This is a genomic window from Exiguobacterium sp. HSB13 (genome assembly GCF_056764755.1).
In genome coordinates, this window is sequence record NZ_JBUZOM010000001.1 from 2,190,415 (window position 1) to 2,208,549 (window position 18,135).

Sequence of the window (18,135 nt, forward strand, 5' to 3'; positions counted from 1 at the left end):
GGATTATCTCCGGAACGCCAACTCTTTTTATGTGGATTCAGACGTCCTGTTTGGGGAATCGGTCTGTTTTACTTAATGACAAGCTTCGGTTTCTTCTTGAACGAGTGGATACCCTCGACAAAACGAACCGTTCCGGATTTCGCACGCATGACGACAGAGTGCGTCTGACCGCCTTGCGCCGTGAACTGAACACCTTTCATCAATTCACTGTCCGTGACGCCTGTCGCAGCAAAGATACAGTCATCTCCGGCAACGAGGTCGTCCATCATGAGGATTTTCGATGGATCTTCGATGCCCATCTTCTTGCAGCGTGCGACTTCCGCCTCGTCTGCTGGTAACAAGCGTCCTTGGAGCTCACCACCGAGACATTTCAAGGCGACGGCAGCAAGAACGCCTTCCGGTGCACCACCTGAACCGAGTAAGATATCGATCCCTGTGTGCGGGAATGCCGTATTAATCGCAGCAGCGACGTCACCGTCACCAATCAAGCGAATCCGCGCCCCTGTTGCCCGAATTCGTTGAATGATCTCTTCATGACGTTCACGATCAAGGATCGAGACGACGACGTCTTCGATTTCCTTGTTCTTCGCCTTCGCGACTGCTGCGATGTTTTCTTCGATTGTCGCATCCAGACTGATGTGTCCTGCTGCTTCCGGACCAACTGCGATCTTATCCATGTACATGTCCGGTGCGTGAAGCAAATCGCCTGCATCCGCGACCGCGAGGACAGCAAGTGCGCCCCATGTTCCTTTTGCGACGATGTTCGTTCCTTCAAGCGGATCGACGGCGACGTCGAGTCGTGGTCCATACCCATTTCCTAGCTTTTCTCCAATATAAAGCATCGGTGCTTCATCCATCTCGCCTTCCCCGATGACGACGGTTCCTTTCATCGGAATCGTATCAAAGACGTCACGCATTGCGCTTGTTGCCGCATCATCCGCTTCGTTCTTCAATCCTTTTCCCATCCAACGCGCAGAGGCAAGCGCTGCTGCCTCCGTAACGCGTACAAGTTCCATTGATAGACTTCTCTCCATGTGTATGTCCCCTCTCCCTTGTTACAAATCGGTCAAATCGTTTCACGCCATACGAGGGCGCCTAGTTCCTTCAACTTCTGATCAAATCGTTCGTAACTCTGGTCAAGCACTTCTGCGTGGTGCAACGTCGTCTCCCCTGAAGCGAGAAGTCCCGCCAAGACAAGTGCTGCGCCACCGCGTGGGTCCGGTGCCTCGATTTCCGTACCAAGTAAGGTTTCTCCACCACGAATGATGATTGAGGCGTCTTCATGCGTGATCCGAGCGTTCAAGCGCCGTAGCTCCTGTACATGTCGGAAACGTTGCGGATACAATTTATCGACGACGATACTCGCTCCTTTTGCTTGCAACAATGCTGCCGAGATGACAGGTTGTAGATCGCTTGGGAATCCACCATAGTGGAAGACACGAATATCGACCGGCTTCGCCTCCTGAAACGTCGCCGTGACGGAATCATCCGTTGCTTCGATCAACGCACCGTACCGCTCGAGTTTTTGGATGACGCTCTCGAGATGAAGCGGAATGACGTTGTCGACGGTGACGCGTCCAAGTGCCGCCCCCATCGTCAAGAATGTCCCTGCTTCCATCCGGTCCGGAATCAAGGTATGCCGGCAACCACTTAGTTGCGATACGCCCTTGATTCGAATCTCGTCCGTTCCTGCCCCTTTGACGCTTGCCCCCATGTTCGTCAACATCGTACTGACGTCGATGACTTCCGGGTCATAGGCAGCGTTTTCGATGACAGTCGTTCCTTCAGCGAAGACAGCGACGAGTAACGCACTGATCGTCGCTCCGAAAGACGGGAGATCGAGGTAAATCCGGTTGCCGACGAGACGATCGACGCGCATGTAATGGACGCCTTGCTCGTTACGTACAGAAACACCGAGACGCTCTAGTGCTTTGATGTGTAAATCGATCGGTCGTGGTCCGATGGCATAACCTCCAGGCAGACCGACGACTCCTTGTTTGAATCTGGCTGCCAGAACGCTCATGAGGTAGATCGATCCGCGTAACTTGCGCGTCTCCGCACCAGTCAACGGCATCGATTCGACCCGACTTGGATCAATCGTCACCATATCGCCTTGACGTGTCACGACCGCGCCGAGCGTCTCCAAAATCTCGATCATCGTCGCGACGTCGCCAATCTCCGGCACGCCTTCAAGAACGACCGTCTGATCCGTCAGGAGGGCTGCAGCAAGACACGGGATGGCGCTTTGCTTCGAACCACTGATTGATACGGTTCCTTCTAGGCGTTGTTGCCCTACGATATGCAAAATGTCCACGTTCCATCAACCTTTCTCTTCGCTACGATTATTGCTGCGTTTTTTCCCAGTCCGCGAGGAACTTTTCAATTCCTTGCGTCGTGAGTGGGTGGTGTGTGAGTGACTCGATGACCGAGAATGGAATCGTCGCGATGTCTGCGCCCGCAAGAGCAGCGTTCGTCACGTGTACCGGATTCCGGACCGATGCCGCGATAATTTGTGTCGGAATATCATGGACGACGAAAATTTGAGCAATCGTCTCGACGAGTCCCATTCCATCTTGTCCGATATCGTCTAGACGACCGAGGAATGGTGATACATATGTCGCACCAGCACGTGCTGCGAGTAATGCTTGGTTCGGGTTGAAGATCAATGTGACGTTTGTCGTGATCTTTTCTTTTGAAAGTGCTGCGACCGCTTCGAGTCCGGCCGGAGTCATTGGAACCTTAACCGTAATGTTCGGTGCGATCTGGGCAAGTTCCTTCCCTTCACGAATCATTCCTTCTGCATCAAGCGCGATGACTTCAGCGCTGACAGAGACGTCCCCGACGATTTCACAAATCTCACGAAGTCGTGTATGGAAATCGACGCCTTCCTTAGCGACGAGCGACGGATTCGTCGTGACACCATCTAAAATCCCCATTTTATGTGCTTTCTTGATGTCCTCTACGTTTGCTGTGTCAATGAAAAATCTCATCTTTCTCGTTCCCCTTTCATCCCTTGAAATCGCTTACGACTCTATTATAGGTTTTTTTCACGAGAAGTCCTACTGTTTTCCATTGAATACGCGTTCACATGATATGAAAAAAGCACGGTAGACCGAAGTCTACCGCACTTTAAAGAGGAGTCGATTAAGCTTTGTTGCTTGAACCGAACTCACGCATCTTACCGATGACAGTTTGTTTGATTGCTTCACGACCTGGTGCGATGAATACGCGTGGGTCATACGCTTCTGGTTTCTCAGCTAACACTTCACGAACGACTTTCGCGAATGAGATTTGGTTCTCTGTGTTAACGTTGATTTTTGAAGTTCCGAGTGAGATCGCTTTTTCGATATCGTGTGTCGGAATTCCAGTTCCACCGTGAAGAACGAGTGGAAGGTTTGTAGCGTCACGGATTTCTTCCATCTCTTTGAATCCGAGGTTTGGTTCACCTTTGTATGGTCCGTGAACAGAACCGAGTGCAGGAGCAAGCGTGTCGATTCCAGTTTCTTTGACGATGCGTACACACTCGTCAAGTTTCGCGTACATGACATCACCGATGACGTCGTCTTCTTGTCCGCCAACTGTACCAACTTCCGCTTCTACTGAAACGCCTTTAGAATGAGCGTATTCAACGACTGCTTTAGTTGTTTCGATGTTTGTGTCGATCGGGCTGTGCGAATCATCGATCATGACAGATGTAAATCCAGCGTCGATCGCTTCTTTACATTTTTCAACGCTCGAACCGTGGTCGAGGTGGATTGCAACTGGAACTGTGATTTTCATGTCGTGTACGAGACCTTCAACCATTTTCACGACAGTGTAGAATCCGCCCATGTGGCGTGCTGCACCTTCAGATACTCCAAGGATGACTGGTGACTGCTCTTCTTGAGCCGCACCGAGAATCGCTTGTGTCCACTCGAGGTTGTTGATGTTGAATTGACCTACTGCATACTTACCTTCGAGAGCTTTGTTTAACATGTCTGTCATAGATACTAATGGCATAATGACATCCTCCTCTGTTTTGATCGCTGCTTACACGAACTCGTGCAATTTCAGACTGATTATAACATACTGATTCATCGGAACGTACAGCATTTCGCTCGGTTTTTTGGTTTGTGACGGCGACGTGAAAGATTAACCGCTTACATCGTGAGAAATTTGCACAGTCACTTCTTTTTTTAATTCAAAGATGTCAAATGGCTTCCCGAAGAAGGCGACGACCCCTAATCGTTTCGCTTCTTCCATCGCTTCTTTTTCACCGAGTGCCGTCATTAGGATCGTCCGGACACGTCGTCCGATTCGGTCCTGATGACGCAAGACCTCAATCCCGGTCCGCCCCGGCATGTTGACATCCATCAATAATAAATCGTATGCCGCTTCCTGTAAGTAGACGATCGCTTCCTCTCCATCGACGGCGACGTCCGTTTCATACCCTTCTGCCCGGAACAATTGTGCAAGTAAGTTCCGGATTCCCGGCTCATCCTCGACGATCAACAATCTGCCTTTCATCTCTGCCACTCCCCCTCTAGTTATTTCCATTCTACACTAAAGCAAAACTTGCTTTATACTGTCCTTGAGAGAAACATAGAAAGGATGAAGAAAAATGATGAAAATCTTAGCTACACAATTCAACGGAAAATTGCAAACGCTCGCAAAACAGGAAGAAGAACTATTCGATGTCGTCCGCTTACTTGCACAGGCGCTCGTCGGGGAAGGTACGGTCTACGTCGACGCCTATGGTGAATGTGAAGGACTCTATCCGATGCTCTCAGAAGGACCGGACCAGATGAAACGCGTTACTAAGATCAAGGATCGAAAGACCCTGCACGCTGTCGATCGTATCTTGATCTTCACGCCGGATACGGAACGCTCGGATCTCCTCGCTTCTCTTGCCCGTTACGATGCATGGCATACGCCTTATGCGATCGTCACACTCAGTGACGTGACGGAGACGCTCGAGCGTTCGATTGCTCCGCTCGCATTGAAGTTCAATAAAGGGCTGCTTCCGGCAGAGGACGGTTCACGCCACGGCCTGCCGAGCCTTGCCCTTTGTGCGTTCCTCTTGACGCATATCTTGACGCAATTACAAGAGATGACGGAAGAGTGGGATTGACGTTTTTCTTCTATAATATAAAGCTCACTGGATACGTGTCCGCGTCTGACTAAGCTTACGAGCTTCATTGAATCAAAGCGAAACCGTTCATGACCGTTATACAAAAAGGGCTGACTCAAAAAATGACGCGTCTTTTCACACCCTTTCCTCAGGCGAGACACAAGCAAGAGCGGCGCGATGCTTGTCCCAGGAAAACGATTCGAAACGAACAAAAAAGCGCAATCCTTCTCGTTAGAGAAAAATTGCACTTTGTCTTCAGTCTCAAAGGAAGCGCCATTCGCGCTTCCTTTTTTTGATCATGCCGAAGCATGTTCTTCTTGTGCTTTTAGTTCTTCACCGTAAGACAGCTGATCCTGCATGCGGACGAACGGAAGATAGATCGCGACCGACATCGCAATCGTCGCCAACTGGAGCAAGGCTCCCTGCCATCCGCTGATCAAGAAGCCAGAGATGACGGGTGGTGTCGTCCATGGTACTTGAAGCGCATTGAATGGTTCGACCCAACCCCAGAGGATCGAGAAGTAGACCATGAAGGATGCAATCGCTGGTACGATGACGAACGGAACGAACATGATCGGGTTGAAGACGATCGGCATCCCGAAGATGACCGGTTCGTTGATGTTGAACAAACTTGGCGCGAGTGATAGCTTCCCGAGTTGCTTCAAGTGAGCCGATCGGGCAACGATCAATGTCGCGATGATGAAGCCAACCGTGATCCCTGTTCCACCGAGCTTCGTAAAGACATCGAGGAATTGAATCGTAACGATCTTCGCGTTGTCACCGACGACAAGTTCTTTCCCGGAGTCGATGATCGCTTGGTTTTGTAAAGCGTTCGCTGTCAGCAACGGTCCCATGATACCCATGATGATTGCTGCACCGTGAATCCCACACCACCACATGACAGACATCAAGATCATGATCAAGACTGCTCCCGCGAGCGTATCCGTCAAGTTTTGAATCGGTGCTTGTAAGACGTCATAGACGACTTCCGTGAACGTCCGGTCAGCGAACGCTTGGAAGACGGCAAACGTGACGACAGACAATGTGATGATCGCAAGTCCCGGAATAAGGGCCGAGAACGAGTTTGAAACGCCCGGTGGTACACCGTCTGGCATCTTGATCCGGATGCCCCGTTTGATGAACTGCGAGTAGATGAAACCAACGACGAGTCCGACGACGATCGAGGCAAGGACCCCTTGTCCGCCCGTCCATACTTTCGGTACGACACCCGTGACGACTTCCCCTGACTTCGACAGGACAGATGATTGTGTGATGATCAAAAAGGCGATGATTCCAAGAATTCCGGCTGGAACCCCTTCGATCTTCTCGTTTTTAACGTACGAATAGGCAATACCGAAGACACCGATCAACGCGAGGATATCAAACGTCGCACCGACGACCTGCGTCAGCGGTAATGTCCAGTCGGCACCGAATAGTCCCGTCATGAACTTCTCCCAGCCTGGGATTGGTAACGCGAGAATCAATAGGAATAACGAGCCGATGATCGTCATCGGCATCGTTAAGATGAAGCCGTCCTTGATCGCAAGGACGGGCTTAGCGTTCGCGAATCGTGCGAAGGCAGGAGTGACTTTTTCAAATACGGTTTCTAATCGGTTCATTCCGACTCCTCCTTATAGTTCAGCAGCACGTGTCGCGATGATTTCCTGATACCAATGGAACGACTGTTTCTTCTTCCGTGCCAGACCATTCGCATGATCGACATAGATGAATCCGTACTGCTTTTTATATCCGTTCAACCAGCTGAGTAGATCGATGACGGACCATGCATAATAACCAGAGACATTGATGCCCTCTTCGACGGCACGCTTAACGGCACGAAGGTGACTTTCGATGTACTCGATTCGTGGTGTATCCATGATTTCTTCGCCGACAATCGGATCCTCGTCACCGAGACCGTTCTCCGTGATGTAGATCTTGATATCGCCGTATCGTGCCTGGAGCATCCGCATTCCTTCAAGGAAGGCATCCGGTGCGATTTCCCAGCCCCACTTCGTGTAGACTTTATCGTCCATCAAGACTGTCTTGTAGACGCCATCAAACGATGGGTTCCCCGGACGTCCTGTTGAGTTTTCGCGACCACCTGCCATGACGAGTGCCGAATCATTCTTCATGACACGTTGTGGGCAATAGTAGTTCAGTCCGATGAAGTCGTTCAGCGGTGCTGTCCGTTTCAATAGATCAAGCTCTTCTTCTGTCCATTCCGGTAACAAGCCCTGCTTTTCTAAATCCTTCACGACATATGCTGGGTATTCACCTTTTAAAATCGGATCATAGAACCAGTGTGTCGCGTATTCATTCGCATGTACTTCGGCTTGTTTGTTTTCTGGCGCTTCATCGATGCTGAACGCCGGGTTGAAGACGTGCGTGATTCCGATTTCTCCTTCATATCCCGCTTTCTTGAACGCTTCGACGGCGCGAGCGTGAGCGACGAAGACGTTGTGCGTCGTTTGGAAGTATGCTTTTGCATCACCTGTGATCCCTGGTGGGTGTGCGCCTGTCAAGTAGCCGAGCGAACAGAAGATGACCGTCTCGTTGAAAGTGATCCAGTTGCGGACACGATCGCCGAACGCTTCGAAACACGTCTTCGCAAAATGCACGAACGCATCTGCTGTTTCAGGACTCCGCCAGCCGCCCTGTTCTTCAAGAACTTGTGGCAAATCCCAGTGGTAAAGCGTCACGAACGGGACGATCCCGTGCTTGAGGCACTCATCGATCACATTATTGTAGAACTCAAGTCCTTTTTCGTTCACTTCACCTGTACCGTTCGGGAAGATGCGTGGCCATGAGATCGAGAAACGATACGATTCAAGACCCATCTCTGCCATCAGACCGATATCTTCTTTGTAACGGTGGTAATGATCAATTGCGACATCCCCGTTCGTCGCTTCAAACGTCTTTCCAGGAATCTTCGAGAAGACATCCCAGTTTGAGACGCCTTTTCCGTCTACGTTCCAAGCACCCTCTACTTGATAAGAAGCAGAAGCAGCGCCGAATAGAAAATCTTTTGGCATTTTCATCGTCTTCACCTCTTATTTGTTTGCGAGTTTGATTGCTTGGTCGAGTACTTTTGTTCCGTTCATCATGCCGTAATCGATCGTGTTGATGACATCGATCGGTACACCTTTTGGTTCACAGATTTGTTTCCCTTTTGCGAGAAGGTATTTCACCTGTGGTCCGAGGAGAGCGACGTCAAGCTCGTTGACGTATGTTTCCATCTCTGATTCCGGGTATGCTGCGATATCTGCTTCTAAGCCACGCTCCGAGGCAACCGCTTTCATTTTTTCTACTAACATACTAGTTGACATACCTGCCGCACAAAAAAGTCCGATTTTCATCATTATTGATCCATTCCCTTCAATTGGTTGATTTCGTTTTGCATGTTCATCATATATCCGAGCATTTCCTTGACGAGGATCGTGTTCATAAGGTGATCCTGCGCGTGTACCATCAGGACACCGACGGTTGCTGTCTTGCCTTGTGCTTCGAGTGTGACGAACTTCGTCTGAATGCTATGGGCATCCTTGAGTGTCGCGTCACCTTCTGTAACAGCAGCTTGTGCCTCATCAACTTTGCCTTCTTGCATCAGTAACATTGCTTGGTGGTAGCTTGCTTTAGCGTCGCCAGACAAGGCGATTAAGCCAAAAATATCTTCCGGGGTAATTTCAATCGTCTCAGAAGTCATGTTGTCACTCCTTTGTTGTATGGATAACTCGAATTCATAGGTACAAATTCTACAGTTCGATAATAGCATGCGCTTTCATAATGTGTAAACCCTTTCTTTTTAAAAAATTTAAATAAAAAAACACACGAAATTCGCTTCGTGTGTTTCCTTCTTATTTAATATTCGAGACCTTCAGCATCTTCACGTGGCGAAAATGATGCGTCGCTCGCGAGACGTCGAAGATTTTTCCATTCGTCAAATAGACTGTATTGTCGACGAGTAAGGATGGATCGTTCTCTTTTAATCCAAGCAACTCGGCGTCATTGCTGTTCAAATAATCAGCATAGATGACACGATCCGCAAATCCAATCGACAGATTTTGATCGTTGCGTAAATACGTATAGATCGATTTTTGAACGATGTTCTCATCGAGATACTTGACGAGATTTTTCCGGAAATAGGACGCTTCGATCGAAAACGGATGATCATCGACGAGACGTAGTCGTTTGACGTAATAGACCGGTGTACCGACTGGACATTTCATGCGTTCCGCGACTTCTTCGTCTGCTTTCGTCTGTTCGAAGGCAAGGACGCGTGTCTCGACCTTCCGTCCACTGAAGTCACTCGTCAATCCTTGTAGTTTTTCAAGATTGACGTAATCACTCTTATAATGATCACGGACGAAGACGCCGCTCCCTTGTACTTGGTAAACGTACCCTTTATTGACGAGAATCTCAATCGCCTTCCGGATCGTGTTCCGGCTGACATCGAATTTTTGGGCGTATTCGTCTTCCGTCAACAGTTTATTCGTATGTTGATAGACGTGCTCATTGATCTCGATCTCGATTTGTTCAGCGACATGTTTATACTTCGGAATCAATGATATTCCCCCCTCTATCTAAAATTTGTAGGAATGAATCCGCTACCATTATAGCAGATATGTATTTTGACGATAGGAATAAATGAAAATAAACCCGTCTTCTTGAAGAAGACAGGTTTATTTGGATACGACTTACTCTCCGAGTGATGCTTGGATGAAGTCATGGAAGAGCGCTTGTGGGCGTTCCGGACGTGAGATCAATTCTGGGTGGAATTGACACGCGACGAACCATTTGTGTTCTGGAATTTCGATGATCTCAACGAGACGACCGTCTGGGCTCGTACCTGAGAAGACCATGCCGTTTGCTTCGAACTGCTCACGGAATTCGTTACCGAACTCATAACGGTGACGGTGACGTTCGTAGACGAGCTCGCTTGAATACGCGGCACGTGCTTTCGTTCCGTCTTCGAGTTTACATGGGTAAAGTCCGAGACGGAGCGTACCACCGAGATCCTCGATGTCTTTTTGCTCCGGCAACAAGTCGATGATCGGGTATGGTGTCGCTGGGTCGATTTCCGCTGAGTGTGCGCCTTCAAGGTTAAGGACGTTACGTGCGAATTCGACTGTCGCGAGTTGCATCCCGAGACAAATACCGAAGAACGGTACGTTGTTTTCACGGGCGAAACGTGTCGCTTCGATTTTTCCTTCGATGCCGCGTTCTCCAAATCCACCAGGAACGAGGATTCCGTCTGCTGAACCAAGCAATTCGTTGACGTTTTCACGCGTCACGTCTTCTGCGTTGATCCAGTCGATTTCGATGTCACTGTTGAAGGCAAACCCAGCGTGTTTCAGTGCTTCTGCGACCGAGATGTACGCATCACGCAATTCGACGTATTTCCCGACGAGTGCAATCTTCGTCGTCTTCTCGAGGTGTGTCACTGTGTGGACGAGTTGTTTCCAAGCCGTCATGTCAGCAGCTGGTGTATCGAACTTGAAGTAATCACAGACGAGTTGGTCCATGCCTTGACGTTGCAAGTTGAGTGGTACTTCGTAGAGTGTCGATGCATCTTGTGCTTCGATGACTGCTTCCGGACGTGTGTCACAGAAGAGAGCGATTTTATCTTTCATCTCTTGTGGGACTGGGTGCTCCGCACGTAAGACGATGATGTCTGGTTGAATACCGTAGCTACGGAGTTCTTTGACACTGTGTTGTGTCGGTTTCGTCTTGAGCTCACCTGCCGCTGCAAGATACGGAACGAGCGTACAGTGGACGTACATGACGTTTTCTTTCCCGATATCGTTTTTCACCTGACGAATGGCTTCGATGAACGGAAGCGATTCGATATCCCCTACTGTTCCACCAATCTCTGTGATAACGACGTCAGCGCCCGTTTCTTTGCCCGCACGGAAGACGCGATCTTTGATTTCGTTCGTGATGTGTGGAATGACTTGGACCGTTCCACCGTTGTAATCCCCGCGGCGTTCCTTCTTGAGGATCGTCGAGTAGATACGACCAGACGTGACGTTCGCGTTCTGGCTCAAGTTGATATCGATGAAGCGCTCGTAGTGACCAAGGTCAAGGTCTGTCTCCGCGCCGTCATCCGTGACGAATACTTCCCCGTGTTGGTACGGGCTCATTGTACCCGGGTCGATATTGATGTACGGGTCGAATTTTTGGATCGTGACGTTAAGACCACGGTTTTTCAAGAGACGAGCGAGCGATGCAGCGGTGATCCCTTTACCGAGTGACGATACGACGCCACCTGTTACGAAAATATACTTTGTCATGTTAAATATTGCTCCCTTCTCTAATTCACATCTCAACAATACAGAGGTGGTAAAAACAAAAAAGCAAAAGTGCCCCCATTGGAATAGGAGACACTTTTGCTGAAATAAGCACGTTGCTTAAAGAAGCCCATGACTAACTTACGTCATTCGGAAAACTTCGTCAAGCCTAATTTTTCAAAGAAAAATTTCCGTGCTCGTTCGTCAGCCGTCAACGAAAAAACTGCCATTTCTATAGGGAAATAGCAGCTGTACAGTTGTGGTTGATCGTGCTTAGACTTCCTCTTCTTCTTCGAAGTCTTCTAAGTCTTCTTCGTCGAGATCGTCATCGAGATCATCGATGGCTGCGACTTTTTTGAACGTATCATCGTCTTCGCTGTCGTCAGCTGAATCATAGTCCGCTGTCTTCGCGAATGTATCGAGATCATCTTCAATCGTCTCGAACTCATCTTCTTCTGCATCATAGTTGAACTCTTCTTCAAACTCATCGAGTTCTCCACGTTGACGCGCTTCGATGACGAGATCCTCATCCGACTTATCGAACGGATACCAAGCGCGGAGTGACCAACGGTTTGCTCCGACGTTGACGAAGTTTCCGTCGATGTTCATGTCTGTATAGAGTTGAGCAAGTTTCTCGAACTTGTCTTCTTCATCTGTAAACGTATGATACTTTTCGATTTCTGACGTGATGTCATCGAACGTGATTGGCTGTTCGCCAGCTTCTTGCAACATTTCGTTGACGAATTCGATCAGCGAAAGATCAGTAATCTCTTCTTTACTTAAACGGCTGAGGCTCATTGTGACGGCCACTTCCTTTCATTTGCGTTCAATCCATTACTTCTCATTATACGCAAAACGTCTTTTAAAAATCCAGTCTCTATTTAAAAAAAGCTCGAATTGATTCTCGATTCGTGTTTTTCCCACTCCCGAAAAAGGAATATCCAAGGGAGAAGAAGGAGGAATGACAGATGGAGATGACAATCGAACGGGTCAACGATTTTGATGACTTCAACTGGTTACCGATCTTATCAAAGAGTACACAAGAAGGCTATCCCTTCATTGAACGGATGCTGCGCGAACGACGGGACGAGACGTTCCAAGAGGACGGCGAAGCATTGTTCGTCGCCCTATCCCTTTCCGGACACGTCATCGCCTGCGGTGGTTATATGAAACAAACCGGTACAGATGACGTCGGTCGCATCCGTCATGTCTATGTCTTACCGGAAATGCGACATCACGGCGTCGGCACACAACTGCTTGAAAAAATCGTACCGGAAGCGCTGTTGACGTATTCCGAGCTTTGGCTTTACACGGATGACGCCGGTATCTTTTATGAACGATTCGGCTTTGAGCCTTATACGGCAACCAAAGTGACACATCGTCTTCTCAAGCATGCGTTTGTTCAACCATAAGTGCCTTGAATTGACATATCGGGAATCATCGATTAGTTTAAGCATATGACAAATCAAGTGGATCTATTCAAGGCATTATCGAACGAGGTACGTCTTGATATCTTACGCTGGCTCAAGGATCCCGAGACTCATTTCAATAAGCCGACGGCCCATCTCGCGACGAATCTGTCGGACAAGGGAGGCATTTGCGTCGGAGATATCCAAGAGAAGGCGAACTTATCTCAATCGACCGTCTCCCAATATCTTGCGATGTTGCAAAAAGTCGGATTGCTCGAATCCGAACGTCACGGCAAATGGACGTATTACCGGCGAAATGAAGAAAAAATCCAAGAGCTCGCAACGTACCTCAAAGGAGAACTTTGATCCGTTCTCCTTGCCTTACATATCGACATTTCTCGATATTTAGATTCGTGAAAGGATGAATTCTGTTGAAAATCGTGTATTACGTACTCGCGTTACTTGCGGGTATCGCTTTAAGTGTCGAAGGAGCCATCTATGGTGAGCTCGGGAACTTCGTCGGAAAACTCGAAAGTAGCTTTTATAATTTCTTCGCCGGTACGATCATCATCGGACTGATCGTCCTCTTCTTCGGAAAAGGCTCACTCGGCTATACATTCCGCGCACCGAAATGGACCTTGCTCGGTGGTCTGCTCGGTAGCATCTACTTAACGATCTTGATCATCAGCATCCCGCTCGTCGGTGTCGGTCTCGCGATGATCAGTGTCATCATCGGACAGATGATTGCCAGCATGGTCATCGAACATTACGGCTGGCTCGGTAGTCCGAAACGTCCAATCAATCGTGACAAGCTGACGGCTTCAGCTTTGATGCTCGTCGCTCTATTTCTCATCTTTTAAGGAGGTTCGCTCATGAATATTCTATTACTCGGTTTTACATTACTTGGCGGTGTGATGCTGAGCGCGCAGTCATCGATCAACGGTGCCTTCAGTCAAAAGGCAGGGGCTCTGGAAAGTACGTTCCTGACATTCTTCACCGGAATGCTGATTCTCGCACTCGCCATTTTGTTCTTTGGTCAAGGAAACGTCTTACTCTTGCTCGAAGCACCACGTTGGCAACTCAGTGCCGTCCTATTCGGTGTCAGTTATCTATTCTTAACGATTCTTGCTGTCCCGCAAATCGGTGTCACGGCAGCTAGTATCGCGACCGTCATCGGTCAACTCGCAGCAGGAATGGTCATCGACCACATCGGTGCGTTCGGTGGCGTCGTCGTCCCGCTCGACGGAAAACGTCTGCTCGGTCTGCTTGCGATGCTGGTTGCGCTTTACTTCGTCTATCGCGGGAACACACGTAAAGACGTGTCGGCTTCATCTGATTCGATGGCATCGTGACGATTGTCCTCACGATTCGTTCACGCGCTTTCCTCAGGCGAGACACAAGCCAGTCTCGACTGTCAGTGACAGCCGACACGGGTCTTGTTTGTCTCTGACAGCGCAAAATCTTGCGCTTTTTCCTGTAGGAGTCGCGTGAACAACGTGAGTCCTAGCACTTCTCGGAATCCAGCAATAAAGAGAAAAACCGAGATGCTGAAGTGAATCTACTTCAGCATCTCGGTTTTTTCTTATCGTACGATCCGTTGATGAACGTATAAGACGAAGACTCCTGCGGACAAAGTAGAATAGATTAGATTCCGTAGGCGCAACGCTCAAACTAGAAAAATTGTACGTTTTCAGCCCACCGGCTTATCTACAACAACTTTACCTTCTTTGTCTAATAACGGTGTCATTCCGTTCAATCCGAGCCCGCTTGTCATTAAATAATTGACGCCTGTTTCAGTGTCTACGACAATCTTGATAATGCCACCACTTAAGTGCTGTTTTGATTTAAGGATGAACCGTTTGTCCATTATTTTTATGCATCCTCTCGTTCTTTCTGATTTTCACATAAAATCATACATCACTGTGCAAGGATATGAAGGGATAGGTTTAACGCTTTTGGTTTTACAAAGGTATTGTCTATATAAAAGAGTCCTCACTTCTCCACACGACTCCTCCAGGAAAAAGCACGATTTATCGTGCTGTCAGAGATGAACAAGACCCGAGAAAAGCGGGTGGAACATCGTGAGGACATCTCATGTATCTATATCACTTTTCCAGCTGTTGTCTCTTAAGTAAGCGCAACGCTTCCGTCGCGAGGCGATGATCCGCTTCCTGCGATAGACCGGAAACGGTGATCGTACCGACGACACCGACTCCTTCGATCCGAATCGGGAACGACCCACCGGCATCGGTATAATCGGCTGGCGAGACCGCATACATCGAATGATACGAGCGATGTTTACTCTCATTATACCGACGCATATAGAGCGAGCTATAGCCGTGCCGTAAGACGACGTTCGATTTCCGACGAATCCATTCTTCCTGATCTGGTGCCGTACCGTCGAGCGCCGCGTAATATAAGCGTTGTCCGTTCCGTTTGATTTCAACGGCGATCGATAAGTTCTCCTTCATCGCTCGTCCGATCAATTCGTGCCCCATTCCGATCGCTTCTGTATTCGTCAGTGACGTTAGGACGAGTTCTTCCTCTTCCGCAAGCAATACCTTTAATTCTTCCATGCATCCCATTCCTTTCGTAAGAGGCGTCGTCCTTCATCACTACTGATGCGCACTGCTTCAATCAAGCGCATTGTTTTTTCAGCGTCGCGTAAATCGACCGGTACTCGACCCCCGCGAAGTCCTTCCGCCAACTGTTCATAAAATGTCGCATAACTGCCCGGAAGTGTTGCGAGACGCTCGACTGGCTGATCGGCGATCTGGAGATAACCGTAGGAATCTACTTCATCTTCACCGAGCTGTCCATCGACAGGATGACCTTTCGCAAGCCGACCTTCTTGCGGGTCCATTCCGTATTTGACGTAACTACCACGTGTCGCATGAAACTCGAAACGCGGTGTTGGTCCTTGAATGAAAGACGTCGAACGAAGAATGACACGACGCGTACCGTAATAAAGCGTGACATGGAAACCATCATCGACGACAGCACCATCACGTTGCAGGTAAACATCACCCGTCAATGCATCCGGTTCTCCGAACAAGGCAAGTGCTTGATCGAGTAAGTGTGAGCCGAGATCAAACAGGATGCCGGCGCCACTTCCCGCTTGTTCACGCCAGCGTTCCCGAACGACCGGGCGATAGCGATCAAACCGTGATTCGATGACTTGCCAGTCGCCGATCTCGTTCATTTCCATCAATTGTTCAAGTGTCAGGAAGTCCCCGTCGAAGCGACGGTTCTGATAGACGGCAACCTGAACGCCATGTTGTTTCGCTAATGTTTGCAGCGCCAGTGCTTCTTCGATCGTTACAACGGCTGGCTTTTCGAGTAGGACGTGCTTTTTTGCTTCAATCGCTTGTTTTGCCATTTCGAAATGGAGTGCCGTTGGTGTCGTGATGATGACGAGTTCTGTGTTCTCATCTTGCAAGGCTTCAGTAAGTGTCGTGACGACCGTCGCCTTACTGAAATGTTGTGCCACCTGTTCCGGTCGACTGGAGACGACTTGCGTCACTTCAAATGCCGGTAATGCCTGTAAGAACGGGACATGGAACGTCACCGCTGAAAAGCCGAATCCGACGAGCGTCGTTTGAATCGGTTTCATGTTGTTTCCTCCTCTGTCACGTCGAGTTCAACGTTGTAATGGTGTAGTCGCTCTTGCCACGTTGCGTCTGGTACTTGATCCGTAACGAGCACATCGATTTGCTCCCAGTCACAGACCTTATGCAAAAAACGTTTATTGAATTTCGTATGGTCTGCGAGGACGATGACACGGGTCGCGCTCCGAATCATCGCTGTCTTTACGACCGCTTCTTCGAGTTGTTCCGCAAAAAGTCCTTCTTCCGTTAATCCACATGCTCCAAGAAAAACACAATCGACTTGATAGTTCAGGATGTCGTCTGCCGTCTTGATCCCACTCAAGCTTCGCGCATGCCGGTCGAAACGTCCTCCCGTGACATACAGCTCAATATCCGTGCGAGCTCCGACATAGTCTGCGATGTCGAGGGAGTTCGTGATGACTTGTAATGGATAAGGCGGAAGTGCTCGTGCCATCTCAGATACCGTCGTTGCAGCGTCGAGCAACAAGCGATCGTTTGCATGGACGTGACGCGCTGCACGCTGCCCGATCCGCCGTTTTTCCGGTTTCTCTGTCCGCTGTTCATATGCAAGTGTTCCACCAGCACGGACTAATCCATTTTTAACGCGAATGATCTCCCCTTCTTGTTCGAGGACGATGACGTCACGACGTGCAGTATCTCGTGAAATTTGATACTCCTGCATCAATTGATCGAGCGAAATTTCAGGACTCGTCTTGATCCATTCCCGCATCTGTTGCAACCGTTCCATTTGCCCCATCGATTCCTGCCTCCTTTTTCTTTATATTAAGTTTTTTCATTAAAATGTGCAATTTTAATGCAAATAGTTCAACGGCAATTCGGGTAAATAATAGAAGACAACTACTTTCAGAACGGAGGAATTGATATGCAAACGATATTAATCACGGGTGCTTCTTCCGGTATCGGTCTGGCGACAGCGCAACGATTTGCAGAAGCCGGATGGTTCGTCTACGCCGGTGTCCGGAGTCCGGACGAAATAACCGTGTCGTTACCGACGCTCACCTTCTTGCCGCTCGACGTGACGGATGAAACTAGCGTCAAATCAGCCATCCGGCAAATCGAGCAAGAAATCGATCATCTCGACGTCGTGTTCTGCAATGCCGGTCATGGTTTGCTGCGCGCACTCGGTCAAGCGACGAGTTATGAAATCAAGCAACTCTTCGAAACGAACGTCTTCGGTGTCATCCGAACGATCGAAGCTTGTCTCCCCTTACTCAAACAAGCACCGGACGGTAGTCACTTACTTGCGACTTCAAGCGTCAGTGGTCTCGTCGGTCAACCGATGAATGAACTGTATTGTGCCAGTAAGTTTGCGATCGAAGGGCTGTTCGAAAGTCTTGCGACCTACTATAAACCGTACTTCAACATCGACGTCACCCTGATTGAACCAGCCGCCGTCGAGACGAACTTTACCGCAACTGTGCTCGATCAACTTGAACGGACGGGTGGCTTACACGAAGACGACTTCAAGCCAATCATCACGGCTTATTTGCAGACTTATCGGACGCGACATGCCGATCGCCAATCGGCAGAAGCTCTGGCTGAGGTGATCTTCGAAGTCGTCCACCGTGACGAACGTCCGTTACGAATCCGGACGACGGAAGCCGATGAACATTTCGTCGCCCATAAGACGCATCATGATCCGTCAGGTCTCGAAGGGATTGCCAAAATACGACGGCTGACATTAAATCTCGACTGATTTC

General features: G+C 49.1%; 22 protein-coding genes. 6 read left to right on the forward strand and 16 right to left on the reverse strand.

Annotated elements, in window-relative coordinates; translation table 11 throughout:
• Positions 1-68: 68 nt before the first annotated feature.
• From glpX to ACZGCQ_RS11425, 5 genes are all read right to left on the reverse strand, one after another.
• Positions 69-1,034, reverse strand: coding sequence for a class II fructose-bisphosphatase (gene glpX, locus ACZGCQ_RS11405; RefSeq protein ID WP_294749767.1), 966 nt, complete (start codon positions 1,032-1,034; stop codon positions 69-71).
• A 32-nt stretch (positions 1,035-1,066) separates the two neighbouring features.
• Positions 1,067-2,314 carry a UDP-N-acetylglucosamine 1-carboxyvinyltransferase gene (gene murA / locus ACZGCQ_RS11410; protein ID WP_047394432.1) on the reverse strand — a complete coding sequence of 416 codons (1,248 nt, stop codon included), beginning with the start codon at positions 2,312-2,314 and terminating at the stop codon, positions 1,067-1,069.
• A 28-nt stretch (positions 2,315-2,342) separates the two neighbouring features.
• Complete coding sequence (gene fsa / locus ACZGCQ_RS11415; RefSeq protein WP_023469552.1) at positions 2,343-2,990, reverse strand: fructose-6-phosphate aldolase; 648 nt, start codon at positions 2,988-2,990, stop codon at positions 2,343-2,345.
• Between the two features lie 154 nt (positions 2,991-3,144).
• Complete coding sequence (fba, locus tag ACZGCQ_RS11420; protein WP_023469553.1) at positions 3,145-3,999, reverse strand: class II fructose-1,6-bisphosphate aldolase; 855 nt, start codon at positions 3,997-3,999, stop codon at positions 3,145-3,147.
• 132 nt (positions 4,000-4,131) lie between these two features.
• Positions 4,132-4,506 (reverse strand): response regulator, encoded by a 375-nt coding sequence (locus ACZGCQ_RS11425; RefSeq protein ID WP_029342784.1) that lies wholly within the window; start codon positions 4,504-4,506, stop codon positions 4,132-4,134.
• A 94-nt stretch (positions 4,507-4,600) separates the two neighbouring features.
• Between ACZGCQ_RS11425 and ACZGCQ_RS11430 the strand changes: the two genes are divergently transcribed.
• A complete protein-coding gene (locus ACZGCQ_RS11430) occupies positions 4,601-5,110 on the forward strand; it encodes a DUF2529 family protein (protein ID WP_481266327.1) in 510 nt (169 codons plus the stop codon).
• A 296-nt stretch (positions 5,111-5,406) separates the two neighbouring features.
• Here the strand turns inward: ACZGCQ_RS11430 and ACZGCQ_RS11435 are convergent, their stop codons facing one another.
• From ACZGCQ_RS11435 to rpoE, 7 genes are all read right to left on the reverse strand, one after another.
• Positions 5,407-6,729 (reverse strand): PTS sugar transporter subunit IIC, encoded by a 1,323-nt coding sequence (locus ACZGCQ_RS11435; RefSeq protein WP_023469556.1) that lies wholly within the window; start codon positions 6,727-6,729, stop codon positions 5,407-5,409.
• Positions 6,730-6,741: 12 nt separating this feature from the next.
• The gene (locus ACZGCQ_RS11440; RefSeq protein WP_481266328.1) at positions 6,742-8,148 is read right to left on the reverse strand and encodes a GH1 family beta-glucosidase; all 1,407 of its coding nucleotides are present in this window, start codon (positions 8,146-8,148) and stop codon (positions 6,742-6,744) included.
• 12 nt (positions 8,149-8,160) lie between these two features.
• Positions 8,161-8,469, reverse strand: a complete 309-nt coding sequence (locus tag ACZGCQ_RS11445; protein ID WP_023469558.1) for a PTS sugar transporter subunit IIB — start codon at positions 8,467-8,469, stop codon at positions 8,161-8,163.
• Entirely contained in the window at positions 8,469-8,813 is a 345-nt protein-coding gene (locus ACZGCQ_RS11450) for a PTS lactose/cellobiose transporter subunit IIA (RefSeq protein ID WP_481266329.1), read from the reverse strand. Before ACZGCQ_RS11450 ends, ACZGCQ_RS11445 begins: the two co-directional genes overlap by 1 nt.
• 151 nt (positions 8,814-8,964) lie before the next feature.
• Positions 8,965-9,672 carry a GntR family transcriptional regulator gene (locus ACZGCQ_RS11455; RefSeq protein ID WP_481266330.1) on the reverse strand — a complete coding sequence of 236 codons (708 nt, stop codon included), beginning with the start codon at positions 9,670-9,672 and terminating at the stop codon, positions 8,965-8,967.
• 132 nt (positions 9,673-9,804) lie between these two features.
• On the reverse strand, positions 9,805-11,400 hold the full coding sequence (locus ACZGCQ_RS11460) for a CTP synthase (RefSeq protein ID WP_023469561.1): 1,596 nt from the start codon (positions 11,398-11,400) through the stop codon (positions 9,805-9,807).
• 270 nt (positions 11,401-11,670) lie between these two features.
• Positions 11,671-12,207: a DNA-directed RNA polymerase subunit delta gene (rpoE, locus tag ACZGCQ_RS11465; RefSeq protein WP_235609843.1), complete on the reverse strand. Its 537-nt coding sequence runs from the start codon at positions 12,205-12,207 to the stop codon at positions 11,671-11,673.
• A gap of 158 nt (positions 12,208-12,365) precedes the next feature.
• Between rpoE and ACZGCQ_RS11470 the strand changes: the two genes are divergently transcribed.
• From ACZGCQ_RS11470 to ACZGCQ_RS11485, 4 genes are all read left to right on the forward strand, one after another.
• Positions 12,366-12,809, forward strand: coding sequence for a GNAT family N-acetyltransferase (locus ACZGCQ_RS11470; RefSeq protein ID WP_029342792.1), 444 nt, complete (start codon positions 12,366-12,368; stop codon positions 12,807-12,809).
• 45 nt (positions 12,810-12,854) lie between these two features.
• Positions 12,855-13,172 (forward strand): ArsR/SmtB family transcription factor, encoded by a 318-nt coding sequence (locus tag ACZGCQ_RS11475; RefSeq protein ID WP_294740202.1) that lies wholly within the window; start codon positions 12,855-12,857, stop codon positions 13,170-13,172.
• A 65-nt stretch (positions 13,173-13,237) separates the two neighbouring features.
• Positions 13,238-13,666 (forward strand): DMT family transporter, encoded by a 429-nt coding sequence (locus ACZGCQ_RS11480; RefSeq protein ID WP_023469565.1) that lies wholly within the window; start codon positions 13,238-13,240, stop codon positions 13,664-13,666.
• A 12-nt stretch (positions 13,667-13,678) separates the two neighbouring features.
• On the forward strand, positions 13,679-14,158 hold the full coding sequence (locus tag ACZGCQ_RS11485) for a DMT family transporter (RefSeq protein ID WP_481266331.1): 480 nt from the start codon (positions 13,679-13,681) through the stop codon (positions 14,156-14,158).
• 338 nt (positions 14,159-14,496) lie between these two features.
• Here ACZGCQ_RS11485 and ACZGCQ_RS11490 read toward each other — a convergent pair whose 3' ends face one another.
• The 4 genes from ACZGCQ_RS11490 to ACZGCQ_RS11505 form a co-directional block, all read right to left on the reverse strand.
• Entirely contained in the window at positions 14,497-14,673 is a 177-nt protein-coding gene (locus ACZGCQ_RS11490) for a DUF6440 family protein (protein WP_286949549.1), read from the reverse strand.
• 238 nt (positions 14,674-14,911) lie between these two features.
• On the reverse strand, positions 14,912-15,382 hold the full coding sequence (locus ACZGCQ_RS11495) for a heme-degrading domain-containing protein (protein ID WP_481266332.1): 471 nt from the start codon (positions 15,380-15,382) through the stop codon (positions 14,912-14,914).
• The gene (locus ACZGCQ_RS11500) at positions 15,370-16,419 is read right to left on the reverse strand and encodes a Gfo/Idh/MocA family oxidoreductase (protein ID WP_481266333.1); all 1,050 of its coding nucleotides are present in this window, start codon (positions 16,417-16,419) and stop codon (positions 15,370-15,372) included. The genes ACZGCQ_RS11495 and ACZGCQ_RS11500 overlap by 13 nt, the downstream gene beginning before the upstream one ends.
• Positions 16,416-17,171: a DeoR/GlpR family DNA-binding transcription regulator gene (locus ACZGCQ_RS11505; RefSeq protein ID WP_481266334.1), complete on the reverse strand. Its 756-nt coding sequence runs from the start codon at positions 17,169-17,171 to the stop codon at positions 16,416-16,418. The genes ACZGCQ_RS11500 and ACZGCQ_RS11505 overlap by 4 nt, the downstream gene beginning before the upstream one ends.
• 126 nt (positions 17,172-17,297) lie before the next feature.
• Between ACZGCQ_RS11505 and ACZGCQ_RS11510 the strand changes: the two genes are divergently transcribed.
• Positions 17,298-18,131 carry an SDR family oxidoreductase gene (locus ACZGCQ_RS11510; RefSeq protein ID WP_481266335.1) on the forward strand — a complete coding sequence of 278 codons (834 nt, stop codon included), beginning with the start codon at positions 17,298-17,300 and terminating at the stop codon, positions 18,129-18,131.
• The last annotated feature ends 4 nt before the right edge of the window (positions 18,132-18,135 follow it).